The following is a 24881-nucleotide window of genomic DNA, read 5'->3' as shown; positions in this document are numbered from 1 at the left end:
CGAGGCGGTGGCAAATAACGCGGTCAAACGCGGACCTCAAGCGTCGAACGACCGCTTGGGTAAATCTGAAGCTCTGTTCAAGGTTAGGAGGCGACGATCAACGCCTCGTAACCAACGGCCGAAGTCTGATAGATAGCCGCCACCGTGCTCGTCACTTTCGCCAGCGTCCGATGCGATGCTGGTTCAGCACTGACCGTTTTTAGTCCACAGCTAACTGCCATGCGCAAGAACGGCACGATAGTGAGGGCAACAGCGTCCGGATCGTCGATGAAAGGCCAGTGCCCACTCTCCCGCAGGATCAACACCTCGGCACTGGGAAAGACCTCGCGCTGTCGCTCGGCATAATCCACGGAAATATAGGGTCGTGGGCACCCCACATTACCCGGGTCGGCAAATCGAGCGGTCGTAGCGCGTTGGCCCGAGATGGTCCGCGCTTAAAGCGCATACAGTTGTGCCCGCAATTCGGCTCAGGTGTCGGGATGCGCCGTGACGAAGCTCTGGAACGCGCCGCAGGTCGGCTGGATCGGTACCAGGTTGTTCGTCAGGATGCCGTACGTATTGTCACCGCTATCCAGCTCGTAGTACATCACCGACTGGATCGCATCCGTCTTGCGCGCCGCATAGAATTCGCCGAGTTGCTGGGTGACGTAGCTCGCGCGGAATGTTTCGGTATCTTCGGGGCTGGCGTTCCATTCGGTAATCATGAACGGCACGCCATAGCGCGCCTTGCAATAGACCGGCAGGTTGAAGCCTGGGGCGGCGCCATCTGTGCCCACGTTGAAGATATCGCCGTACGCCTGATAGTTGTGCCACGTCGTGATGTCCCAGCGCACCTGAGGGTAGCCGCCCGTTCCATCCGGCTGCAGGCCATCCCACAGCATGTCGGAAGCAGCAACATCTGCCACGCAGAAGTTGATGCCGCACCTGGCGTTCGGCTGCACGGACTTGATGCCATCGATCATGCCGCGCATGACGCCGCGCATGATCGGCCAGTTTGTGTTGTTGAAGTCGGCGCGCCCTGTTCCAGCCGTTGCCGAGTTCATGATGATCGCCGGATCGCGCGTGAGTTCATTGCCACATTCGTACATCGTGACGCCATACGGCGCCAGGGCCCTGGCAATTGCCGCCGCCCCTGCAAATGCAGCCTGGTAGCCCGCCGCTTCGCTCGTGTACAGCACGCCGTTCGCGTCGTGGAGCCCATAATTGACAAGGGTGAAAAGCGTCAGTCCAGCGGACTGGAAAGCGCTTGCCATGGCCACCACCGGGTTCAGCTGGGCCGGCGTGTTAATGCAACCGAGGCGATACGTCGTGCACCCCAGCGTACGCAGTGCGCCGACGACCTGAGCGGGCGTAAACGGATAGTCGTAGTGCCCGTTGATGCCGTAGAACGCACCCGGTGTCGCCGCCGCGGCGATACGCGGGTCCGCACACGGTAACCAGGTGCCGGCGCAGCTCAGGACATAGAACTGCCCGCCCGTTCCCGATTGATAGATCATGCCGCCATACCACAGCAGCAGGCTCACGTTGTAGGAATAGGGATCCTTGACGCTGTTCTTGTAGATATAGCCATTCGAAACCGTCCAGATGTTGCTGGATTTGTCGATGATGTAGGAGGCAGGCGGAATCGCCGTGCCGTCTGCGGAAGTGCCCCCAAGGCGCGGATCGAGACACTGTACCCATGTCGACCCTGTCCACTGATAGAAATTGCCGCTCGTGTTTTCCTGGTAGACGCTGCCGCTGAACCACAGCAGCATGGTGACGTTGTACGAGTACGGGTCCTTTGTCCCATTCCTGTAGATATACCCGCTCGAGAGCGTCCACACATTGCCGGCACTGTCGACAATGGACGCCGCAGGCGGGACCGTCGTGCTGTTGGCCGAGGGCGACGCGCTCGCCCTGGTCACTGAACTTTTCTTGCCACCAGGCGTAGGGGTATCGCTGCCGTCTCCACCACCCCCGCACGCCACCAGAACATAGCTGCTTGCCGCCGCCGTCAGGCAGCCGAGAAATTGTCGTCGATTGATCACAGAAATAATCCACAGCCGGAGGACCCGGCAAAAGTCAGTAGGTAATCGCCCGAATCACACGCGTGACACAGGTGACGGAAAGTGAATCTGCCGTATGGTTCGGTATCCTGAATAAAGTGCCTGCGGTACGGATCGATCTGTCAGCGACTCCACGTGTTACCGAGGCGCCGCGTTTCTTATCGAACTGCCTGTCTTAAGAATTTCGGTTAGCGGAGCGACCGTCACCTGGCCCGCCTTGGCCGTGAGCGGGCGCATTGGCAAGGGAAAAGCGATCGGTAATTTATGCTTCGCCCCCCGATCTCTCATCAAGTAACTCATACCTGGGTATCGGCACAAACCGGCGGGACATTAGGGCAGGTGCAAAATAGGTTTACCCTTCTGACAAATAGCGATCGGAGGTTACTTTTTCGCCGTATCGGGTGACGTAACGATCGTCCAACAACATGCGAGGGCGATTCGACGGGTATGCAAGGCTGCTGGCAAGAGGGCGGGCGGGGGCCATCTACCCATGTCGCTTCGCCTGCTGTTCGTCGGCCATTGTGGCCAGCAGCCGGTGAGCCTGGCCGTCGGCGGACAATGGCTGCGCCAGTGAGACAACCCGGTATTTGAATGCCAATTAACGAGTGAATCCGGAGGCGGGAAACGACGGTGCTGGTGGCGGTGACGGTAGCCATAACAGCGGTTGCTGGCAACCGTGAACGGCGTTTGGCGGGAATGCTTCTGGAAGAGGCCTGAGCGGGGGGATCCGGCAATTCGCTGGAACACTACGCGCCAGCGCACATACCGCGTGTTCGGGTCAATACGATGATTGTCGTTACCGGCCCTCGAGCACTTCGCCGCGTAGCCGGGCACTAGCGATGCCCGCGATGCCGTGTCGTGACAATGGCTGCGGCCAACGATGAAGTTGTGTCGATCGCCGCACATAGGGGAGCAAAGACAAATGAACGTCATCGATACGTGGCTCATCGCTTCCCTAAGTAAAGTAGCCGTTCACTCTCAAGGCTTCACCCCCGTAGCTGAAGCGGTCGTGAACGCATACTTGCCCAAGGGCGTGGTGCTGGTTGCACTGCTGTGGTGGGTCTGGTTCAGGCCCGAACGTGCGGAAGGACCTGACGGCGAGGCCGCCCGGCGACACCATCGCGAACTCGTCGTGATCGCCGTCGCGAGCGGCCTCATCGCGCTGGCGGCCGGCCGCCTGCTTGCGCACTACCTGCCGTTTCGCCTGCGGCCGATGTATGAACCGGCGTTGCGTCCGTTCTTTCCGGAGGCCAACGTGGACGAGCCGGTGCTGCGAACATGGAGTGCGTTTCCGAGCGATCACGCCATGCTCTGGTGCTCGATCGCCATGGGCATTTTCCTCGCTTCGCGGCCCGCGGGAATCTACGCGCTCTTGCACGCCATGGTGCTGATCGGCCTGCCGCGCATCTATCTCGGCTTGCACTACCCGACCGACGTGCTGGCCGGGGTGCGGCGCTCGGCATCGGCATCGCAACCGTGATGAACGCCAGGGCGATACGCACGCGCATCGCCGCACCGATACTGGCGTTCGCGCAGCACTATCCCGGCGTGTTTTATGGCGCCGCGTTCGTGCTTAGTTTCGAGTTGGCGACACAGTTCCAGGAGCTGCGCGTGTTGGCGCACGGCCTGATACATGGAATGTAGCTGGTCGGGAAGATATGGAGGGGAGGGCGCTCATCGCCCCCTGTTGGACACACTCGCACGCAGCGCGTGGCACCTGATCGGTGTGTGAAGGCGTTTAAAGCTGGATGGATCGCCTACTCGCGGCTTGTGGGGCCGCAACGGCCGACGAGCGGGTGTCCATTTGCCGATGGGCCTTGGCGATCTGTGGAACAATTCCTTTGTTGGCAGCACTAACCAGTGCGACGGGTCTGCTATGCCGCGGATTAAAACGTTGCCGCAGTGTTACCGGTTGCGTCCCTTTGTGCAAAAAACGTCGTGCCGCCCGATGCCGCATTCGCTCCGGTGCCGGGTGCGAATCAGGTGTTGCTGCCCGGCACCGCTTCGTCGCTGCTGGGCCATGCAGTGTATAGCCTCGGACATGGCATCCATCAGCCTTGCGGACAGGCCGGCGCTGTGGACAGACTGCCGCACCTGGCGGGGCGTCCGGTGTCGTGGTCCGGCTTCATCATGGTGTGCGCCGGCTTCTTGACGGGTCAGGCGGCCCCGACCTTTGTCGACGCGTCGTCGCTTTCGCCTGGTTGCCGAGGCTCGGCCATTCGACGCAGTGGGGCTCGCGGTCGTCGAGAGGTCCTGTCAGGTTGGACTAGGTGCGCCTGCGGTCCAGACGTCGATGACGTAGCGCACGTAACAGGTTGCTGCAATCAGGCTGCGGTAGAGTTCCCCACCTCCCATACGCTTGAAGGCGGCAATGGCAAAGACGAGGAAGACATCGCTCCCCAGCGTCGGCAAGATACTCAGCACTGTCCCCGGTCCATCACGGCAAGTGAATTATGCGATATGAGTCGTAGAAGGTAATCCGTCAGCGAATCCACACGAGATCGATTTTTTTGCTTTTTACAGTTATTGCCGCCCCATAATTTCCTCCCGTCTCGTAACGCTTTGCAAGAGAGAGGCAGTGTTTTCACGCAAGGCTGCCCGTCATTTCCACACGCCGCATTACCGCGTGCTCATCCGGGCAACGTCATGGAGGCATTCGTGAAAAAAATCGTCAATGTAATTGGTACAACCGCATTTAAAGGCGGCCTGCTTTGAGGCACTCTTTCCGTTGCGCCAGCCGCAGCCGTCTGGCCAGATCTTGCGCACAGCCAGCAGGCCAGCAGCGGGCTGTGGCAGTGAACCCTGCGTCGCCGATCAAGCATGTAATCGTGGTCGTCAGCGAGAACGCACGTTCGAGCACGTATTCGGCGCTTACACCCGCGCCGGGGGCAGACGATTTCGAACCTGCTGTCGAAGGTTGAAGAGCATCATCACGGCCGATGGCCTCCCGGGCCCGAACTTCGCACTGGCCGCGCAGCAATACACGTCCGGTGCTACGGACCCGAAGCGCTTCGAGATAGCGCCGGGCGGCAAGCAACCATATACCGTCCTGCCAGCACCGAATACCGGTAGTACGGCAAGCGCCGAGCGATACCAGTCCACCGCCGTTTGCCACGCTCGCCGCGGCGCAGGCCGCCGAGGGCTCAACGATGGAGCCGTGGGATGTCGTGCACCTGACCACTGGCGCGAGCGGCTTGCTGCAGCATAGCGTCGATACGCGCTTCGGCTCGAACACGTACAACCTGCCGAATGGACCGTATCAGATCTCGCGCGTCGGTCCCGACTATGGCCAGTGCATCAACAGCCCGGTGCACCGCCTCTACCAGAACTTGCAACAGGCCGATTGCGATATCGATCAAGCCACGCTCGATAATCCGAGCGGTTGCCAGATGGATCTGTTCGCATGGGTCGAGACGTCGGTGGGCGTCGGTTCGAACGGCAAGCCGCCGCCATACTCGCGTGGTGGCCGCGTCGCGCACCAGTACGCAGATCACGTGTCGATCGTGAAGTTCATCGAACGCAACTGGCATCTGAAGCCGGTCACGCAGAGAAGCCGCGACAATCTGCCCAATCCGATCCAGTTGCAGACGCATCCCTATGTGCCCGTCAATGCACCCGCAATTGATGACCTGTTTGACGCATTCAATTTTCCGCGCACGCCGTAATGGTGTGAGATGGAGGGCAGGCCCAACCGGCTCTCTGATCTGAAGGCGTGCCACGCACTCCGGTCGAATAGCGGCGGTGGATTACTGCGTCGCCGCCACCGGGCGCCCAGATCCGGAGGGGCGCTGCTGCCAGCGGACTGACATACCAGCGCCCAACGTTTCAGACGACGACGTTCACAATCGTCGACCGTGGATCGCTTCTCCCGGAACGCGAAAAAACTGACACGCAGAGCGAGCGTTCTGTCACGGCTTCGCCCGGATGTGCTTCCAGCACATGAGAAAGGTACCGCGGGAGTCTCTCGACACGGTGCCATCGATTGCGCACGTGCTTCCCACCAGAGCGGGACCGTATTGCGCAACCTGTCGATCCGCATCTGCGAGTACAGCCGTTGGCACTCTACCCAGGACAAAACTATCTCTTCCAAAGATTGACACTCCGAGAAGAAGGAGTCCCGTGCTACATAAAAGAACGACCGCTGGAAGTCTGAACCTCGACGGCCATCTGGCCAATCCGAGCGTGATGGTGGAAGGCATTCGATTTCTCTCTCAAAATGCGATGCCGCTGAAAGCGCTCGCCAGCGCTCGTTGTGCCTGCGGGCAATCAACGGGCGGATCACAGCGACCGCTTGCGTGGCCAGAACCATTCCTGCCTGTCAGCACACGGCTTCCAGACTGCCAATGGACTCGTCATCGGTTGCTGTGGCAAAGCGCTCCGCCGGTGTGTTCCGTAGCAGATCGAGGAGCGTATCCAATCGCTGTCTGTCCGACGCCGATATCTCGCGCTGCTCCAGCAGGTTTTCGATCTGCGCGATCCAGTAATCGCGACGGACAAGTCGGGGGTATGAGGTCAGGGCGCTGACGGCCTTTGCCAGTTGTCCAATCTCGGTCTTCATGGTGTTCACATTCCCCTCCTTCGGACTTCTGAAGCGATGAATGTATGCCGGCTCCGACGCTTCGGCGTGCGGTTGGCGTGGACCGTCCGCCCGTCGAATCGTACGCGGGGTGCACATAGGAGACGTCCCGATGCACAGCGCCCCCACGATCCGTCCGGTGGATCGTCGGGAACGGCGATTGAGGTTGCCCGGATGCTGTTCGTGCTGGCGAAAAGCGGTCGCTACCGTTCGTGCGCAAACGTTATCGCTCGCACCCTCGACTCTTTCCTTCTGATCCTGAAGCGGGTAACGGCAGAATCCTGTCACAGCAATACTGGGAAAAACACCTGGTCGGCAACGGAACGGTGCCGTCGTCAGGCGAACGCAGCTGTTTGCATCCGTCAGGGCGGGCACGGTCTCGCAACCGGATGCCCGTTAGCCAGCCCGAGGGACGGGTGCATAGCGCGGCGAAGACAAATGCGGCAATGCCAGGCGCGCAGTCCGCGGTAATGCGCGACGTCTGGAGTGTTCTAGCGGAGACCGGCGCCAGGTCGACGTGAAAACAGCGGAGCCGCCGCATCTATCATGGTGAAGCTGTTCAGGTATCGATTTCACAACATGTGGGTCGGGTCACAGAAGCGTCGCCGGAAGTTCTGATAGCCTAAAGCGGTGGCTGACGGGCACAGCGTGCGCTTTTCAACACACCGCACAGACATGGCAGGAGGAGGGCTTCACGATGCTGAAATGGCTGATACGCTGGGCATCGCATCAGTGCGCTGACCCGGAAAGACTGGCTGATCGTGCGCTGCGCGAGTTGCGCGTGAAACTCTATCGGGCCGAGCAACTTATTCTCGATGCCCGCATGGAGGCAGACTACTATTGCACGCGCATTGTCTTCTGTGAAGCGGTAGTCAGGAAGGGTATTGAGCAGGTGTCCGACGTTCGCCGGGCATGTCAGGAAATGTCGCCACGCTTGTGGCCCGAATTGGAACTTTCGGGTGCGCGAGCGGCAGTGTCCAGCGAACCCGTCGCGACGACGCTCGATGCGACGGTCAGCCGGCCGGTGCTCGCCGCCAAGGGCGGGTAACAGCATGAATTGCGTGAAGCCCCGATACTTTACTGCGAGCGCCAACCGGCGAAACAGTTGGCCCGGCCGTCGGAAACGGCTAGCGATGCGTCCGATGTAGCTGGCGTAACAACCACACATCGACGCTCGGGATCACGCACATCCAGACCAACCGCGGTAGCAGCGACAACCAGAGCTTCTCGCCAAACGTTTGCGCGCACATGTTTGGTCCATCGACGGCGCCTATCCGCTATATGCAAATAACGGCCTCGCGCCTTTACCGTTTTATTGGTGCAAACCCGTAAGTCCCGCGCCCGGGTATGACGGATGACGTGACAAGGTTTCCAACAACGCGTTGCCACACTTCCAACAGGTCGCAGCAATACGGAGAATGAGCGAACGAGCCGCCACGAACACGAGACGAATTCACGTGCGCAGGGAGCGCGCACCATCGGTTCAGGGCCATCGCTTGCCGGCTGAATCATCAACCGCCGGCGGCTTGCCAGCCTCGCTCGCCTTACCCAAAAGGGCGGAAACGGTCGCGCACAGAAGCGAGACGTCGACGGGCTTCCTGAGATAAACAGTTTGTAATGCAGATGCAGATTCGTCGGGTAGCGCCAGCGGCGAAGCGAGAGCGAGAATGATTGGCACGTGGATGAGCGCCGGGTCCTCCCGAAACAGGCGGCGCAACGTCATTCCGTCAATCTCCGGCAAGAGCCAGTCGGTAAGAAGAAGATCTGGACGTGCGGTCTTCGCGAGCGCCAGTGCGGACTCACCTGCGGCGGCCCACACGACCTTAAAGCCGTTCAGGCGCAGTGCCTCTGTCCATGTGCGTGCGATCGCCTCGTCATCCTCGGCGAGCAGAACGACGTGCTTTGAGGTTGGCAGGTTCAAGCACTTATCGCCAGTTGATCAGTCCAAGCGAATGCAGCAACAAGCGGACCTGCTTCAGCCTCCGGTGGATTCGCGCTTCGTCGCCGGTCTGATCGGGATTTATTTTCCCGGTTGTAATCTGGAAAGCGTGGTCGTTGAATGTTTTGCCGATGTCGGGCGGCGCTCAGACCGGGAGCCTTACGACCGACTGGCATGGGGGCCTAAACTGGCCATGCATTCCGAACGGCCAACTTGGGTCCGATTACACCGACCGCATCCGGCAACAGTCGGCCACAAACTGCCGTTCAGCGAGTGGGGCAACCCGCCATTAGAACGGCTGCATTACTCCGGAACACGACGGCCGAGCTGTGCGCAGAATTCGGCCGTACCGCACCCTCAGGCGGCTATGCAGTCACTTTGCCGACATTCCCAACTTCGGCGGCGGCGAAGGTCAGCTTTCAAGCGAATGCATAGTTGCGACCCGGCGGCCATTCAAATGATCATTTGAGTCTGCGCTGGACACTAAAAGCCCTCTCGCTGATCAAGTCTCCGGCTGGGGCGTGCTTTTTGGACCACAGAGCGGGCGCCGATTTGTCGAGCTTCATTCGGCAGGGCCCCCGCTCGTCTTGCTATGGGTGTCGTCAATCGCAAGTTCCTCACGGCATTTGCGTGGGAGCACTATGCTTTTTTTCAAGTGATGTGCGAGGCCAAGCTCGCGAACGGCTACCGGATAGGGTGCGCTGTGCCGATTTGATTCCATGCGCCAGATATTGTCCTTATCAACAGTTCGGCGCGAGGCTTCTTGATACGTCGGCGCATCGTCGCGCGTGGGTGCGCGATGAATTAACTGTTCAAGGAGGCAGCGTCATGAACGAGTTCGCGATTCAGGGATTTCGCGGCAGGCTGATCGGTCCGTCAGACGAGGACTATGATGAGGCGCGAGCGCTGTACAACGGCATGATCGATAAGCGGCCCAAGGTGATCGCGCGCTGCACCGATGCCGCCGACGTGATAGCGGCGGTCAACTATGCGCGCGAAAACGAACTGCTTCTCGCAATCCGCGGAGGCGGGCACAACGGCCCTGGTCTGGGCAGTTGCGAGGGTGGGCTGGTCATCGACCTGTCCCAGTTGCGTAGCGTGCGTGTCGACCCTGCGAGCCGCACCGTGCGTGTCGATCCGGGCTGCACTGCAGCGGATGTCGATCACGCAACACACGCATTCGGCCTCGCAGTACCACTGGGCATCGTCGGTAGCACAGGCGTCGCAGGTCTGACTTTGGGCGGAGGTACCGGCTACCTCACGCGCAAGCATGGCCTCACCATCGATAATTTGCTGGAGGTGGATGTAGTGCTGGCCGACGGCTCTTTCGTCACCGCTAACAAGGATCAGCACATTGACCTCTTCTGGGCAGTGCGCGGGGGCGGCGGTAACTTCGGCGTGGTCACAAGCTTTCTGTTCCAGGCCCACCCGGCCAAAATGGTGTTCGCCGGTCCGATCTTCTGGGACGCCAGGCAAGCCCGGCAAGTTATAGCGATGTACCGCGACTTCATCCCAGACGCTCCCGAAGAACTCGGCCTGTTTGTCGGCCTCAAAACCGTGCCTCCGACCGATCCATTCCCCAGGGAGCACTGGAACAAGCGCGCCTGTGCTCTGATCGGTGCTTTCAATGGGCCAATCGAGGAAGGCAAGAAGGTCATGACCTCGCTGCTCGAGAAACTGCCCGCGCCGCTGTTCAACTGGATGGGCGAGATGCCGTGGACTGCCATCAACAGTCTCTTCGACCCCTTCTTTCCTAAAGGCTTGCAGTGGTACTGGAAGGGGGACTTTGTCAAGGCGCTGCCTGACGAGGCGATCGATGTGCACATCGCCAACGCGCTCGAGGCACCCACTCCTTTCTGCCTGATGCACCTTTATCCCATAGACGGCGCCGTTCGGCGGGTCGCCAAGGATGCCACGCCGTGGAGCGCGCGGGACGCGTCTTTTTCGATGGTAATTGCGGCGATCAGCCCGGATCCCAAGGACGCCGAGGCACTCAAGACGTGGGGCCGTGCCTACTGGGAGGCCGTCCACCCGTTCAATCTGGAAGGCGCATACGTCAACTTCATGGACGCCGACGAGGCCGGGAACCGGGTCGAACTAAGCTACGGCGGGAACTACACGCGCCTTGCCTCGATCAAGGCGAAGTACGATCCCAATAACCTCTTTCGAGTCAACCAGAACATTAGCCCGAAAGCGTGAACCTACGCGCGCGGCCTCGCGCGCCCGCGCCGCGTAGTGGTATTCAGTGGAAACCGATGACCGTTATTTTTACGCGTGATTGGCTGGTTCAGGCGCAGCAACCAACGGTCGGAACCCCTGCCGAGTGCAAGGGAAACACGTCAAGCGTCTATCGCCGAGCTTTGTCTTTAGGGGGGCGCACATGCCCAATGACGCAACCGCTATGACCGGGATGCTAGAGGATAACGGCACATCAATTTGACTGATGGGTTGCGAACAGAATTATGAAATGACGCACAAAAAATCGGAGAGCGGAATGCCTCCCGCGAGGACGTTACGGAAACGACTCAGCGAACCGTGTGCAACCCTTCCGGCCTGCTAGACTGGAAGTTCCCCTGCAAGCCAAGGAGGGAGACATGACGACCGTCTACGTCGTGAAGACTGGTGAAAAGTTTCTCTGCACCGCAGAGGACGGCGATATCGGCATGGCACCGGAGATTAAGGAAGCCACGTCCTTTCTCTCGTATGAGGAAGCGAACAAAGTCGCGAACGAGCACGCCGACCCCGGATACGAAATCGTGGCCGTCAACATTACGAGACGCTGATGAGGAGTTCGCTCGTAGGCGCTCAGTGAAAGAGGGCTAGCAATTCAGGAGGCGCCATGCGATATGGTGCTCCGGCCTGCCGCGTCCAAAATCATCTGAGAATGGGCTGCATTGTGCATCGAGATTCGCACGTAGGCGCCGAAATAACGCTGCAACCACTGCACCGCGTACCGCGCAACGGCTTCCAGTGTGCCGGGCTCTTCGAACAGGTGGGTCGCGCCGGGAACGACCACAAGATCCTTTGGACATTCGAGCGTCTTTGCCTGGCTGAAGGTTCCGTTCGAGCCACACGGTCATCCACGCGCGGCCGATCTTGTGACGCCGCGATGTTTCCAGCGTTTCCTCTCTGTGGTGCGGTCTGCACAGCGACGTGATCCATGTCTGTCCCAGAAGCGTGACTTCAGAGGACTGTCACTCGGCCACGCCTGCTAACTGCTCAATATCGTCCTCGATGCGGCTGCGCGCCTCAGCTGCTGCATCGTCTGCATCGCTCGACGTGAGGGGAAAAACAAGACCATTCCCTTTGAATGCGCCTGCGTAATGCACCCATGCTACGTACTCGAATATTCCTGAATCGAGCCTGGCAACATTGAGCGTTACATCGTAGGTACGCTTGAGTCCCTGCGTGCGTGTATAGGTAAATCGATGAACTTCAGACTTTACCATTACATCTCTCGACCATCGTGCAAGCCTTGGCGTGTGCTTTCTCACCGCGTGCCGCGCGCTGGCGGAGTTCCAGGCGCCTGAACTGATCGCGGCGTCAGCCCGACACTGACCGCGGTTGGTCTATCGGCATCGCGCAATCAGTGACAACCAGATACGGGGTGTTCCGTACGGGCGCAGCGCCACGCCTCTTCGCCGTCCTGTGCCCGGACCAGGCGGAATCCCTCCAGCGTGATAAGTGCCTCGAGCAGCCTTGCATCATCGTCGACCAGCAAAACGGCCACGGCCATCCCTAGTACTCCCCGCAAGTAGCAACGGGTGTTCCTGGCATTACATGTCACTCGTACTTGCCGATAACTGTCTCGACCGACCGCTTCGTCACGTCGCATCCGCAAAACTTTCAACCAGCAGAAGGGTAGACCGCGCTTCGTTGCCCGGTGTGCTTGTGCACATCGTCAGTGCTTATCACTGGCATTCAGCGTCCCGATGTTGGCTCCCGGCAGATAACCAACAGATAAACCGTGATTCACGTTTGCAGCTTTCGCGCGCGGCAGGGCGCATCGCTGAACCGAGGTCACGGTCGCGTTGAGCCGATCCGGCCCTCAGGGACGCCTCGGCGCAGGCGAGCGATTATGACCTACACTAAAAACGCGTCTTTCGCGTACTCGCGTGCCGCCTTGACGCAATGCTACAGCGCTGGCAGCCGGCCGAAGCGGGCGAATGACGATAGCACGGGCAACACTCTGTTATCTGCTGCCTGAATTCATCTGGAACTGATGTTCAAAAAGGGGGCATCATGTTGCAAGCCAGCGAAATCCAGAAGCGCTTTAGCCATCTGCAGCAAACCGTCAGCGATGCATCGCGGACCTGCCATGCCGACAAGACGATTCCAGCAGACTTGATGAACTGGGTGGATGAACTCGATAAGGAATGCAAATCGGCAAAGAAGGTCATGTCGTCCAAGGATGAGGATCGAATCCGGCAGTGCGTCGATGATCTCGAACGGATCGGTGATCGTGCAGAGCGCGCTTTTCAACAGGCCGGCAGTCTCGACGCCGGGATCAGGGATGCAGTCAGTTCGATGCATTCGGAACTCTCTGACCTGAAGCGACAAATGCACTGAGCTGCCTGGCGGCCCCGGCCCAACGGCGCCCAACGGCCGGGGCCATTTACACTTTGATGCCGTCAACACGCACAGCCGCGCTTTCGCTCGACGCGGCCATCTGCTTCCGTGTGCGGAGCAATTCAGGGTTCTGTTCTGGATTTCTTGTGACGCGAGCAGCATCGCGTTTTGGACAGTACGACAGGCACAACGCAGGAAGCCTTGCGCTTGCGGGACCATTTTCGTCGTTGATTGGCGGTACGATGAAGCGAACCGCGTTGTTATCCGTCAGGTCGGTAACACAGCCAACCGCGAAGCTGTCAATGCGAGGCGGCCTGGTCAGTTGGGTGCTGGCTGAATGGCTTGCGAACGAAAATCATTGATCATTTCCCGCATCGCTACCGCCAGGCTGCGCTCGTGCTGTCATCAACCAGTCTCGATCGATGTGCGCCACGCCTGTTTTGTATGGAGTCGATCAGATCATCAAGCCGCTCACGGATAATTTCGGGAACAGATCGATTTCGGCGTACTCCGGGGTTGGGTATGCGACGATCTTGTAAAGGGCGGAAGGCCCCGAACAGCCGGAGCAGATAGCTATACTGGGGAACGTCTGGAGGTTGCGGGTTCGCCGCGTTGAGACTTCAGGCGCGACGCCTGAACAGCTCCCACGGCAATCATGATGTCTCGATATCTGGAGCCGCTAGCCAGGGGCTACGGTTGACAGCCGCTGTGCTCCTCCAGAAAGCCAGTCGAGACAAACGAGTCAACGACATCTGAACCGGTCACGGGTCTGCCAAAGAAATACCCCTGCATGACATTACAACCCACGCGCAGAAGCGCATTAACCTGCGATACGGTTTCAACGCCTTCTGCGATGCACTCGAGAGAGAGGCGATGACACAGGTCGACTATGGTTTGAACAACGATTTGAGCGGTTTGCTGTTCTGCGATGTCGGTGATGAAACTGCGATCAATCTTGACGACATCGATTGGTAGACGATGAATATAGTTGAGGTTCGAATAGCCGGTTCCGAAATCATCGAGATAGACTTGTGCGCCCATGCGCTTCAATGCCAGCAGTGCTTCGCTGGCGCGATCAATATCGTTGATGAGCGCCGTTTCCGTTACTTCAAAGTTGATCCGGTGTGGCGCGATTCCGCTTGCGAGAACGATATTGATGATCGTATCGATCGCCTCCGCAGAGCCAAGGTCGCGCGCCGACAGGTTGAACGAGACGCGGATCTGAGGCGGCCAGGCCGCCGCGGCATCGAGGGTCTTTCGCAACAGTACGGTCGTCAAGGCGTGAATAAGATGTGTGCGCTCGGCGACTGCAAGAAAGTCAACAGGGGAAATGACGCCCAGGACCGGGCTCTTCCAACGGGCGAGCGCCTCAAATGCCACGATGCCTTTGGACGCCACGTCAAAGATAGGCTGAAAACGGACCGAGAGTTCCTGCTCCAGGTCAGCTCTGCGGAGATGGAGCTCGATTTCGCTGTCACGCCGGATCGAGTTTTCGTGATTTTGCGCGAACACAACTGCACGTCCGTTGCGCAAGGTTTTCGCATGCTGGAGGGCGAACTCCGCACGCTCATACAGGTGTTGTGCGACGGTGCCGGCCTCCGGGTACAGGGCAAAGCCAGCTGAGACCGAAAGTCGAGCCAGCCTGCCCGACAGCTCATATGGCTGTTCGAGATGCGCGCGCATCATCGTTCCCATGTCCTGAAGCTGCGAAGCCGTCACGTTACTGCGAACGAGCAACCCGAACGCGCGATCGCCGGTCCGCGCGATGATGACATCCGGATTCGTGAGTAGCGAGAGTCTTCGTCCGATCTCCTTGAGGACGCGGTCCCTGAATTCGTGTCCAAAAAGATCGTTAAGCGGCTTCAGGCCGTCAACCTCGAGAATACCGACGGCAAAACCGGAGTGCGTAGCACTCCTCGATAGTAGCAGCGCATCGAGATCAGACAGGAAGCGCTGTCCATTGGGCAAAAGTGTCAGTGCATCCACATTCGCCAGGCGGAAATTTTCCTCGGCGAGCAACGCTGCCTCTTGCTGCTTCTTCACGAGGTCATGCTGCGACTGCATCAGGTCTGCTAGCCGGTCGTAATAGCCGCGCAATACGAAAACCATAGCGCCAGCCATAATCGCCAGATTGGTCACGATCGCCGTGAGTGCGTATTCGCGGCTTTCGATCGAAAACAGAACCATCGGCGCAAAAGGGACTATCGAAACCGCACCGGCGACCACCAGACGGACACGCATATAGGTCAGGCAGAATATGCAGCCGAGCACGGCCACAAACACGCTGACAGCGACGTGGCACCGCGCGAATGCATTCCCGTAGGGATAAAGTGCGAATGCCCAGCAGGCATACCCAATGGCGAGACCGGCGCCCAGGCCAAGCCTGACCCTTACCTTGTTGCCGGCCCCGGGAAGATGCGGGAAGCCCGTAAACCTCACGCGCAACCAGTAGGCCAGTCGCAATGCGCAGGCCGTGCTCAGAACAATGGGCACATCCATCGCTAGCCACGTTGGGGCAGACTGATTGTGCGTAATGGCCAATCCCACAGCGTTCAGGATCAGAATTCCATAAAGAAAGGGTAATTCCGTTCTGAACGCGTCGTATTGCACCTGCTTAAGCGCAACTGCTGGTTTCGATCCGACAAATCGGGGAAATGCAAAACGCATCGGCCCTGCGTTTCTCGCATGTCCTGCTGTTTGCTTTTTCATCTTTCAGTTTCTCTCAGGTATCACAGCCTGGCTCTTTTGTTCTTGGCGTGAGCTTAAGGCACGGAATTGATATGTTCGAAGCCAAAAGCTGATCGAACGTGTTTATCCACCAATGATAACTGGTTTAGATTCCTTTAAAAGTCCGACTATAAGCGGGACGTGACGATGATTTGGCATGGTCGCGAGCCGCGTTGCGCGCTGGATTCCGCGCGCTTTGCGAATGCTATGCGTGGATCGCGTTGCCCGGTTTTTCTAAAGTTTCCGGTTGCGACGACGTTAACGATTGACAGACTTTACGCGCGTGCCAGCGACACGAGGTCGCACGCAAAGTTCTTCATTCTTCGCCAACTGAGGGCGCAGGCCCGTCTGCGTCGTTCCACACACCACGCTCTACCGGAAAATGAGCTCTCTCCCGAGTGACTGCAATGCAGGGCGGGCAAACCGACAAAAGCAGAGTCATACTCTCGCGGTCGCGCTGCTCATCGCCGTCTGGACTGCGCTGATCACATTCATGGCCTGGGACCGCCACGCCGAACTGTCGCGTGCCGTACCGCAGGCGCAGGCACTGGCGGATGCGTTAGCCGGTAATTCTGATCGCTCGCTACACGAAGCGGAGGAAATAGCCGCAACGATCGCCTGGCACGTACAACGGGAGGGGGTCAACATCCTCTTGCATGACTACGTGGCGTCCGGACTGGTCAGACTCGACGGCATGATGCAGGTAGCGGTCGTCGACAGAAGCGGAATCTTGCGCGCCTCAACGATCGAAGGATTCCGCCCCGTCGACCTGTCTGACCGTGACCATTTTCGTGTGCACATCCAGGACCGCTCCACGCGACTCTATGTCGGGAAATCCGTGGTCGGCCGGGTGAGTGGCAAAACATCCCTCCAGCTATCACGTCGGATTGACGACGCGCAGGGCCATTTCATGGGCGTAGTCGTCGTGTCAATGGCGCCCTCATATCTGACGGACTTCTACGAAGCGCTGCGCGTCGGTGATCATGGCGTCGTGGAACTCGTGGGCAAGGACGACATGACGATCCGTGTGCGTCGCAGCGGGCCTTCGACGCGCGTCGACATCCCTTTGCCAGGCAAAAGTCCTCTTCGGCGTGCATTGACCCAAAGCGCCGGGGGCTCGTTTACCGGTCTGAGTGGAATCGATGGAATTGATCGGGTGTTCGCCTACCGGACGCTGCAAAACTATCCGGTTGCGGTTGTCGTCGGATTTTCAGTCACTGACTATCTTGCAATCTATCGAGCCCGGGTTTCGGCACTGGTCATCGCGGGTGTTGTGCTGAGCCTGCTGATTCTGTCCGCCGAACTTTACAGAAGGCAGCTCTCGCGGCAAATGCAAGCCTCTTTGCGGCGGGAGCGAGAAAGCGATCTGCGACGGATCGAGAAGGCGCAGCGCATCGAGTCTCTTTTCAGGGCGATACCGGATGCAGTCGTAGGCTTCTCGGCGGATGGCCGGATCGACGGTTACAACCCGAGCCTGCTGTCGCTACTTGGCTGGGACAAGGCCGCAACAACGGATGCTACGCCAGATGATATTGCGCGCGCGTTACTGGCGCGTGATGAAGGCAGCGACCGGCCGGTCAAGGAACGCCACCTTGCCGCACTACTGCGAGGGAATCCGGACGAGTGCACTGTCGCAGAGACGTTCAGGATGGCTGTGCCTGAAACGGTCGTCTACGAACTACGCATCGAGCGCAGAGCCGAGGCGCCTGCACAAACGATCGCATTAATTCGCGACGTCACGGCGCAGACGAGCATCCGGGACAACGAGCAGGACCTGAATGCGACGCTACAGGCGATTGGTGATGCGGTCATTGCGACCGACGAGGAGGGGCGAATCAAACGCTTCAACTCCGCAGCGGAGAATCTGACCGGCTGTCGGCAGCAGGACGTCATCGGGCAGCACTACCAGCGGATCCTTCGCATCAGGAACATAGCGACAGGCGACGATGCGGCGCTTCCGGTCAAGGAGGTGATGAAATCGGGTCACCTGTTCCGGTTGGCGGAATCGCGCGTACTTGTCACCGCGAGCGAGGACGAGCGAAAAGTTTCCATCAGCATGGCGCCTTTGCGACGAAACGAAGGCGATGTGCATGGCGTCGTGATGGTACTGCGCGATGTCAGCAGGCAGTACCTGAGCGACCAGGCGCTCATCCGCAGTGAGGCGCGCTACCGGCAGCTGATTACGCAGTCGCCGTACGGCGTGATCCTGGGGCAAGACAGAACCATCAAATTCGCGAATCCGAAGGCGCTTGAGATGTTGGGTGCGCGCGCGGCTGCGGAGGTACTCGGCAAGGGGCCGCATGATTTCCTCCACCCCGACTGGATTCCGGTCGTGGAGGAACGAATCGCACGCATGGACCAGTACGGCGAGATGGCTCCCACGCTCGAAGAAAAGTGGATCCGGCTCGACGGTTCTTCGTTTGACTGCGAAGTCACTGCCGTTCCGTACGACATCGACGGCAAGCCAGGCGCGCTCGTCATGTTGACCGACATCACGGAACGCAAGAAGGCAGAAGCCGAGCGCGACAGGTTTTTCGAGCTCAGTCTCGACCTGATCACGCTTGCTGAGCCGACGGGCCGTTTCAGACGCGTCAATCCGGCATTTACCAGGGTGCTGGGATGGTCAGCCGAGGAACTGACGGGCCGACCGTTCATCGAATTCGTCCATCCGGACGACCGTGAGGCTACCCTGGCCGAGATCCGGCGGAACCAGGACCGAATAGACTACTTCGAGAACCGGTACATGTGCCGCGATGGATCGACCCGCTGGCTCGCCTGGAGAGCAGTCGCGATCGATGGAATGATCTATGCGACGGCGCGCGACGTGACGGACAGCCGGACCGCGACCCTGCAACTCGAGCACGCACGATCGGAGGCTGAAGCCGCGTCGCGATCAAAGAGCGCCTTTCTGGCTGCGATGAGCCATGAAATCAGGACACCGATGAATGGCGTGATCGGCATGACGGAAGCGCTTGCAGAGACAGAGCTGAGCGATGATCAGGCAGACATGCTTTCCACCATCCGTCAGTCCGCCCATTCGTTGCTCGTCATCATCGACGACATCCTGGATTTCTCAAAGATCGAGGCGGGCAAGCTTGATATCGAGTTCACGGATGTCGCTCTGCTCGATCTCGTTGAAAGTCTTTGCAGTTCGATGCTGCCCGTTGCCGAGAAGCGCGGCGTCGAACTGTCACTCGTCGTGGAGGCCGATGTTCCCGAGTATGTCGTCACCGACGAAACGCGGTTGCGTCAGGTGCTGGGCAACCTGATCAGCAATGCGGTCAAGTTTTGCGGTGGCCGGCCGGGGTTTGCGGGACAGGTATCGGTGCGCGTAGCGGTGCACACGTCGAGTCCGCTCGAACTGGTTTTCAGCGTGGCGGACAATGGCATCGGGATGTCGGAAGATACGATGTCGAAACTGTTCAGGCCATTTACACAGGCGGAAGCGTCGACGACGCGCCGGTTTGGCGGCACAGGGCTGGGGCTCGCTATCAGTCGACGGCTTGTCGACATGATGAACGGGACGGTTTCCGTGACGAGCGCGCCAGGCGAGGGGGCGACATTCTCGGTCTCGCTCCGGGTCGACGTACCGGCGAACGCGCCTACTGCTGATCCGCCGCCTCTGCGCGATGTGCAGTGCATCCTGGCGGGGAACGGCTATGACCGCAGTGGCGTCGCAGCCTGGCTGCAGCGCGCGGGAGCGAGGATTGTCACTGAGCAGGCATTCAACTCTGCCGACCGCGAGAGCCGCCTCCCATCGGGTACGCTGCTCTGTGTGCAGGACGAACCGGACCACAGTGACACAGCGCACATTTTGCCGGACAGCGCAGCAGCCTCGTTGCTTCCCGCCCAGGTGTGGATCAAGGCTGGGGTCAGGGGGGCGCTTCAACGCGTCAGGGATCGCGTCGCCAGCATCGGCGCAGTCGGGCTACAGCGCCGGCCGCTGCTCGACGCGGCGAGCCTGGCGCTCGGTCGAACCCAAGGCGCTCTCCGCCGTGACAATTCCCCTTCCAGCGCACGCCCTGCAAAGGGCAAGCTGTTGTCGGTCGACGAGGCGCGGGAACGGGGGCAGCTCATTCTGGTCGCGGAAGACGATGAAGTGAACCAGCGGGTCATACTCAGGCAACTGGCAATTCTCGGTCATGTTGCGGAGATTGCAAACAACGGTCAGGAGGCGCTGGCGCTGTGGCGAAAGCATCAATATGCGCTGATGTTCACGGATCTCCATATGCCCGAAATGGACGGGTACGAACTGGTGACGACCATCAGGGCGGAAGAACGCGGTGCGAGGCGCCCTATTATCGCCCTGACGGCCAATGCGATTCAGGGGGAGGCGACGCGCGCTATCGCGGTCGGAATGGACGCATATCTGACGAAGCCCCTGCAGCTTGATCGTCTGAAAGCGGTTCTCCATGAATATCTCGCCGAGCCAGAACATCCTGAGGTGAATAACATGCCAATCTCCGAATCTGCGCGCCCGGCTTCGGGCACACTGGATCTGGCGGTGCTCCGCAGCGTCGTCGGCGACGACCCGGACGTCGTTCGCGAATTGCTCGGGGAATACCTGCGTTCAGTCCAGCGACTTTCCGTCGAACTGAGAGATCACTGCATGGCCGCGCGCGGCCAGGATGCCAGCGCTGTCGCGCACAAACTTAAATCGTCCTCGCGCTCGGTTGGTGCCCTTGGTGTAGGAGATCTATGCGCGCGGCTGGAGGGAATTGGTAAAAGTGCCGACTCCGCGCGCCTGCAGGCATGGGTACGGGAGTTCGACGTAGCAATCGAAGCGGTCAAGGGAGAGATTGCCCGGCTGCTGGAATCCGAATTGAAATAACCATTCAAGAATATGCTCGATATGGACTTTTTGCCGGCCCAGGCGCCGGTCCTTGTGGCGTCCGACTCGGTGGCGGACGCCGACCTGGTCGCATCGATTCTCGGGGACGAGTTCGATAACGTCCTGCTATCTGTGAAGCCGGAAGATGCAGTCGGGGATTTCGAAGCGCATCGGCCCGCTGTACTGATCCTGGCGTTCGATACGCTAGATGCCGCGCAGCGGTACTTTTCTGACCTTAGACGCTCAAGTGTTGTTGCGCATGAGGTCCCCTGTCGTACGCTGATACTTTGCAACAAGAACGAAGTCTGGCGCACCTATGAACTTTGCAGGGAAGAGCGGTTCGACGACTACGTTCTCTTCTGGCCGGTTACCAATGACGCGCCGAGGCTCAAAATGGCGGTTCACCACGCCATGCGCCGGTTGAAGGAGAAAGCGCTTGCACCGGTGACCGCGAGCGAGCTCGCGACACAGGTTCGCTCGCTCGCCTCGCTCGAACACGACCTTCGGGGAAGTGTTGCCCAGATCGGGCGCGACCTCGATATGGTAGGGCTGACCGTCAGGCAGGCCGAGCAGATGATGGGCCGGACCGTCGATCCCTCGCACAACGCAACCGCTACGGCCGTCATTTCCGACGTTACTCGGGAACTGGACCATCTGAAGCTCGGCAACCCTGGAGATCTGATCCGATCGCTATCCACTGCGGTCGGAGGATTGCAGCAACGAGCGACAGAAATCGAGCAGCATCTGGTGACACAGCTTGAACCTGTGCGCAAGGCGTTGAAGCTGTCGCAGCGTGTGCGATCTGCGGTTCTTGTCGTCGAGGACGATGCTTTTCAGCAGAAGCTGATCACCCGGCTGCTGGCCGGCCAGAATATCGACATTCTGATCGCATCATCGGGATCGGAAGCGATGACCCTGTTGTGGCAACGCCGGGCGAACGTGGTTCTGATGGACGTGGGTCTGCCTGACATCAATGGTGTGGAACTGACCCGGCGCATCCGCAACATTGCGAACTTTTCAGAAGTACAGATCGTGATGATTACGGGACACAGCGAAAAGCACATCGTCGTTGACAGCCTTCGGGCCGGTGCTACCGATTTCCTCGTCAAGCCGCTGGACAGGAACAGGCTGCTGGACAAGCTGCGCAATTTCCTGCCGCAGCAGGCTTTGTCGTGACGCTGACTACTGCGGACCTTGCAAATGAACCAGATCACGAATTCCGGAACGGAACAGTCGCCAGAGAAACGGAAGATCGTTGTTGTTGACGATGAGCCGTTCGTCCTGAAGGTACTGGCACGGCAGCTTACGCTCCTGGGCTATGAAGTATTGTCGTTTGAGCGTGCGCAGGATGCGCTGTCGGTCCTTGAAGAAAGCGGCCCTGGTATTGACATCGTATTCACCGATCTGCAGATGCCGGAAATGGACGGAGTGGAGTTCGTGCGGCGGCTCGTTGGTGCGAGGTATGACGGACATATCGTCCTGATTAGCGGCGAAGACGCGCGGATCATCCGGAGTGCGGAAAGACTCGCCCGGGCTCGAGGGTTAAGCGTGCTTGGGGCACTCTCGAAGCCTGCCACCCGCGAACAGCTCAAGGAACAATTGAGCCGCGCCGAAGTGACAACGCAGGTCCAAAGCGCTACCGCGGTGCCGAAATACGAACGGGAGGAACTTCGAGCGGCGATCAGCGACGGGCAACTCGTCAACTATTACCAGCCGCAGGTGGCAGTCGGGACGGGCGCCGTGATTGGCGTGGAGGCACTGGTCAGATGGCGGCATCCACGTGACGGGATCGTCAGCGCCAGCGGCTTCATCGAACTGATAGAGCAGTATGATCTTGTCGACGAACTGGTTCGCGAGGTCCTGCCGTCGGCGCTGAACGAGATAGCCGCCTTGCAGTCTCTGGGGAACGAACTACGCCTTAGCGTCAATCTGTCGATCGACAATCTGAACAGCCTGGATTTCCCGGACTTTGTGGCTGCGGCAGCGGCGAAGGCCGATTTCCCACTGTCAAGACTGGTGATGGAAATAACGGAGAGAAGACTGGTGGGCGATCAGCTGTCTTCGCTGGACATCCTGACGAGGCTCAAACTGAAGCGGATCGGTTTGTCGATCGATGACTTCGGCACAGGCCACGCATCGCTCGCTCAGTTACGCGACTTCCAGTACGACGAGATAAAAATCGATTGCAGCTTTGTTCACGGCGCATGGGGGGACGATTCCCTGGATGCGATCTTCAGGGCAAGTCTGCTGCTCGCGAAACAGCTGAAAATGGTTACCGTCGCGGAGGGCGTTGAGGATGCCGATGACTGGCGTCATGTCCGTGAGCTGCAATGCGAACGTGCGCAGGGGTATTTCATTGGTCGACCCATGCTGGTGGAGGAATTACCCAGTTGGCTAAGCGAGTGGGAAGATCGTTTCGGAAAATTATAAAAAAGAGCGGCGCCCATTGTCATGTGACGGGGAAGAGTTCTCATCACGCTCGGCCGCATAACAGTCGCAACTGTCACGATACTGAACGACGTTTGATTTGATCATATCCCCTCGGTCATAAGGCGCCCTTAAGGGGCGAAGGCCTGAACTTCAAATCTCTCAGGTTCATGGAAAGTAGTACCTTCGGAATGCCAGGAGCCATTTCGACCGGCCCGTTGCGTCGGTCTTTTTTTTCTGGCAGTGGATGTGGCAGCAATGTTGCGTTTGCAACGTTCAAAAGGGGTGGGTGGGTACCACGTCCGCCGTCGGTGGCAGTCGTCCAGCCTCGCGACGGCCCGTCGCACACCAAACACACCCGCCTGGACGAGCGCAAAAAAGTCACGAGGTGTCGGGACGCCCGTCGATGAACTCAATGCTTCGAAATAGATTCTCTCTCTCTCATCCCTTACCGGTTGCATTGATCCTCCGGCATACGACGATCCAGCCCTGAGATGCGTTACGCAAAGCGCCTCGTCCCGGGGTTCGCCGTTCCGGTCGCGGGCGGTTCGCTCATGCGGCGTCTCGTCCTGTGGAGCAGAGAGGTCGACTACCGTCACGCAAACTGGAGGGCTCCCATTGCAGCAGCGAATGCGGGCAGCATGACGGCGACCCCCAGCTTTAGAAATCCAACGGCTCCCACAACAATGCCTTCGCGTCGTAGTGCCGTCAGCCAGAGTATGGTGGCGAGGGACCCCGTGACGGACAGGTTCGGTCCGAGATCAACACCTATCAGCACGGCGTTTGTTACCCGGTCCGGCATGTGGGCCGCAGCGACGGCAGAGCCCGCAATCAGGCCAGCCGGCAGATTATTGATGAGGTTGGCCACGAGCGCGACCATCATGCCTGATACGCAGCCCGCGTGCGAATGCAGTGACAGCTCGCTTATGGAGCGCGCGAGCCAGTCGATCACGCCCGTTCGCTGAAGGGCCTCGACGAGCACGAACAGACCCGCAACCAGTGGCAGGACGGCCCACGAAACCTCGGTGAGATATTCCCAGAGCACGCTCCGTTTTTGCAGGCAGATAGCAACGAAGACCGCGATACCCGCAGCGAAGGTCGGCCAGCCCAACGGAGCATCGAGTGCTGAAGCTGCGAGCATGATGATTGCCATCGTTACGATGCCCCATCCGGTGGTCCGGCCCGCTCCGGACAGACGGGGCGGTTTGGATTCCTTGCCAATGGATTGTGACAGCGAGTCGCGCTGCAGGAACCGGAGGACAACGTAAGTCACGACAATCGATAGCATTGACGGTAGCGCAAAGTGCGCGACCCACGCCGCAAGCGTTGGCATGTGCTCGCGAAAGATGACCAGATTCGCGGGGTTCGAGATGGGCAGCACGAAACTCGCCGCGTTCGCGACGAATGCGCAGATGTACAGATACGGCAGTGGTCTTTCGGCCCTGACCGACCGTACCACAGCGAGGACCGCCGGCGTGAGGACCACGGCCGTCGCATCGTTGGACATCAGGATAGTCACGACCGTGCCGACACAGTACAGCAGGAAGAACAGGCGCGTAGCCGAACCGTTTGCCTTTCGCGCAGCGAGCACCGCCATGTAGTCGAACAGTCCTTCCCTGCGCGCTAACTCTGACGCCAGCATCATGCCGGTGAGGAACAGATAGACGTCTGTGCCCTTGCCGACGGCATGCAGGGCCTCAAGCCACGGCAGCCTGCCCGAGACGCACAGCGTCAGGGCGCCGAGCACGGCCCAGATGGCTTCGGGGA

Annotated in this window: 17 protein-coding genes and 2 pseudogenes; 11 read left to right on the top strand and 8 right to left on the bottom strand. The window is 59.4% G+C overall.

What is annotated here, in order from left to right; all coding sequences use genetic code 11:
• Window positions 1-83: 83 nt before the first annotated feature.
• Window positions 84-350, bottom strand: a complete 267-nt coding sequence (locus tag GCT13_RS24645; protein WP_152762539.1) for an alpha/beta fold hydrolase — start codon at window positions 348-350, stop codon at window positions 84-86.
• Between the two features lie 117 nt (window positions 351-467).
• A complete protein-coding gene (locus tag GCT13_RS24640) occupies window positions 468-2027 on the bottom strand; it encodes a hypothetical protein (RefSeq protein WP_321574600.1) in 1560 nt (519 codons plus the stop codon).
• Between the two features lie 940 nt (window positions 2028-2967).
• On the opposite strand from GCT13_RS24640, the gene GCT13_RS24635 reads away from it, so the two are divergent.
• The 4 genes and pseudogenes from GCT13_RS24635 (at window position 2968) to GCT13_RS49450 (ending at window position 5710) form a co-directional block, all read left to right on the top strand.
• Window positions 2968-3525, top strand: a complete 558-nt coding sequence (locus tag GCT13_RS24635; RefSeq protein WP_227746988.1) for a phosphatase PAP2 family protein — start codon at window positions 2968-2970, stop codon at window positions 3523-3525.
• Entirely contained in the window at window positions 3522-3689 is a 168-nt protein-coding gene (locus tag GCT13_RS49460; protein ID WP_227746987.1) for a hypothetical protein, read from the top strand. The genes GCT13_RS24635 and GCT13_RS49460 overlap by 4 nt, the downstream gene beginning before the upstream one ends.
• A gap of 342 nt (window positions 3690-4031) precedes the next feature.
• Window positions 4032-4229 (top strand): annotated as a pseudogene (locus GCT13_RS49455) (MFS transporter); the annotation flags it as partial.
• A 965-nt stretch (window positions 4230-5194) separates the two neighbouring features.
• Complete coding sequence (locus GCT13_RS49450) at window positions 5195-5710, top strand: hypothetical protein (protein WP_227746986.1); 516 nt, start codon at window positions 5195-5197, stop codon at window positions 5708-5710.
• Window positions 5711-6363: 653 nt separating this feature from the next.
• On the opposite strand, the gene GCT13_RS24615 is transcribed toward GCT13_RS49450, so the two are convergent.
• Window positions 6364-6612 (bottom strand): hypothetical protein, encoded by a 249-nt coding sequence (locus tag GCT13_RS24615; protein WP_152762533.1) that lies wholly within the window; start codon window positions 6610-6612, stop codon window positions 6364-6366.
• A gap of 706 nt (window positions 6613-7318) precedes the next feature.
• Here GCT13_RS24615 and GCT13_RS24610 point away from each other — a divergent pair.
• Complete coding sequence (locus GCT13_RS24610; RefSeq protein ID WP_193727750.1) at window positions 7319-7669, top strand: hypothetical protein; 351 nt, start codon at window positions 7319-7321, stop codon at window positions 7667-7669.
• A gap of 435 nt (window positions 7670-8104) precedes the next feature.
• Here GCT13_RS24610 and GCT13_RS24605 read toward each other — a convergent pair whose 3' ends face one another.
• Window positions 8105-8542 (bottom strand): response regulator, encoded by a 438-nt coding sequence (locus tag GCT13_RS24605; protein WP_152762531.1) that lies wholly within the window; start codon window positions 8540-8542, stop codon window positions 8105-8107.
• 846 nt (window positions 8543-9388) lie between these two features.
• Here GCT13_RS24605 and GCT13_RS24600 point away from each other — a divergent pair.
• Together GCT13_RS24600 and GCT13_RS24595 are read left to right on the top strand one after the other, a co-directional pair.
• Window positions 9389-10759 carry an FAD-binding oxidoreductase gene (locus GCT13_RS24600; RefSeq protein WP_152762529.1) on the top strand — a complete coding sequence of 457 codons (1371 nt, stop codon included), beginning with the start codon at window positions 9389-9391 and terminating at the stop codon, window positions 10757-10759.
• A 395-nt stretch (window positions 10760-11154) separates the two neighbouring features.
• Entirely contained in the window at window positions 11155-11343 is a 189-nt protein-coding gene (locus GCT13_RS24595) for a hypothetical protein (RefSeq protein ID WP_152762527.1), read from the top strand.
• A gap of 143 nt (window positions 11344-11486) precedes the next feature.
• Here the strand turns inward: GCT13_RS24595 and GCT13_RS49445 are convergent.
• Both GCT13_RS49445 and GCT13_RS24585 read right to left on the bottom strand, forming a co-directional pair.
• Window positions 11487-11597, bottom strand: a pseudogene (locus tag GCT13_RS49445) (alpha/beta hydrolase); the annotation flags it as partial.
• A 157-nt stretch (window positions 11598-11754) separates the two neighbouring features.
• Window positions 11755-12009: a hypothetical protein gene (locus GCT13_RS24585; protein WP_152762525.1), complete on the bottom strand. Its 255-nt coding sequence runs from the start codon at window positions 12007-12009 to the stop codon at window positions 11755-11757.
• A 793-nt stretch (window positions 12010-12802) separates the two neighbouring features.
• On the opposite strand from GCT13_RS24585, the gene GCT13_RS24575 reads away from it, so the two are divergent.
• Window positions 12803-13129 (top strand): hypothetical protein, encoded by a 327-nt coding sequence (locus GCT13_RS24575; RefSeq protein WP_152762523.1) that lies wholly within the window; start codon window positions 12803-12805, stop codon window positions 13127-13129.
• A 690-nt stretch (window positions 13130-13819) separates the two neighbouring features.
• On the opposite strand, the gene GCT13_RS24570 is transcribed toward GCT13_RS24575, so the two are convergent.
• Window positions 13820-15838, bottom strand: a complete 2019-nt coding sequence (locus GCT13_RS24570; RefSeq protein WP_152762521.1) for a putative bifunctional diguanylate cyclase/phosphodiesterase — start codon at window positions 15836-15838, stop codon at window positions 13820-13822.
• 511 nt (window positions 15839-16349) lie between these two features.
• Between GCT13_RS24570 and GCT13_RS24565 the strand changes: the two genes are divergently transcribed.
• The 3 genes from GCT13_RS24565 to GCT13_RS24555 are packed head-to-tail and all read left to right on the top strand — an operon-like array spanning window position 16350 to window position 23117.
• A complete protein-coding gene (locus GCT13_RS24565; protein ID WP_193727749.1) occupies window positions 16350-20687 on the top strand; it encodes a PAS domain S-box protein in 4338 nt (1445 codons plus the stop codon).
• A 12-nt stretch (window positions 20688-20699) separates the two neighbouring features.
• Window positions 20700-21863, top strand: coding sequence for a response regulator (locus GCT13_RS24560; protein ID WP_152762518.1), 1164 nt, complete (start codon window positions 20700-20702; stop codon window positions 21861-21863).
• A gap of 24 nt (window positions 21864-21887) precedes the next feature.
• Window positions 21888-23117 carry an EAL domain-containing response regulator gene (locus GCT13_RS24555; RefSeq protein WP_152762516.1) on the top strand — a complete coding sequence of 410 codons (1230 nt, stop codon included), beginning with the start codon at window positions 21888-21890 and terminating at the stop codon, window positions 23115-23117.
• Window positions 23118-23709: 592 nt separating this feature from the next.
• On the opposite strand, the gene GCT13_RS24550 is transcribed toward GCT13_RS24555, so the two are convergent.
• The coding region (locus tag GCT13_RS24550) for an arsenic transporter (protein WP_152762514.1) at window positions 23710-24881 on the bottom strand (1172 nt) is incomplete at its 5' end.

Source organism: Paraburkholderia franconis (genome assembly GCF_009362735.1).
Taxonomy (GTDB): domain Bacteria; phylum Pseudomonadota; class Gammaproteobacteria; order Burkholderiales; family Burkholderiaceae; genus Paraburkholderia; species Paraburkholderia franconis.
This window is presented reverse-complemented; position numbering and strand designations above follow the sequence as displayed.

Bases quoted from the DNA above. Each gene is read 5' to 3' on its own strand.
- GCT13_RS24595 (WP_152762527.1), top strand. From the start codon at position 11,155: ATGACGACCGTCTACGTCGTGAAGACTGGTGAAAAGTTTCTCTGCACC.
- GCT13_RS24600 (WP_152762529.1), top strand. From the start codon at position 9,389: ATGAACGAGTTCGCGATTCAGGGATTTCGCGGCAGGCTGATCGGTCCG.
- GCT13_RS24585 (WP_152762525.1), bottom strand. From the start codon at position 12,009: ATGGTAAAGTCTGAAGTTCATCGATTTACCTATACACGCACGCAGGGA.
- GCT13_RS24560 (WP_152762518.1), top strand. From the start codon at position 20,700: ATGCTCGATATGGACTTTTTGCCGGCCCAGGCGCCGGTCCTTGTGGCG.
- GCT13_RS24565 (WP_193727749.1), top strand. From the start codon at position 16,350: ATGGCCTGGGACCGCCACGCCGAACTGTCGCGTGCCGTACCGCAGGCG.
- GCT13_RS24570 (WP_152762521.1), bottom strand. From the start codon at position 15,838: ATGAAAAAGCAAACAGCAGGACATGCGAGAAACGCAGGGCCGATGCGT.
- GCT13_RS24555 (WP_152762516.1), top strand. From the start codon at position 21,888: ATGAACCAGATCACGAATTCCGGAACGGAACAGTCGCCAGAGAAACGG.
- GCT13_RS24635 (WP_227746988.1), top strand. From the start codon at position 2,968: ATGAACGTCATCGATACGTGGCTCATCGCTTCCCTAAGTAAAGTAGCC.
- GCT13_RS49450 (WP_227746986.1), top strand. From the start codon at position 5,195: ATGGAGCCGTGGGATGTCGTGCACCTGACCACTGGCGCGAGCGGCTTG.
- GCT13_RS24575 (WP_152762523.1), top strand. From the start codon at position 12,803: ATGTTGCAAGCCAGCGAAATCCAGAAGCGCTTTAGCCATCTGCAGCAA.
- GCT13_RS24610 (WP_193727750.1), top strand. From the start codon at position 7,319: ATGCTGAAATGGCTGATACGCTGGGCATCGCATCAGTGCGCTGACCCG.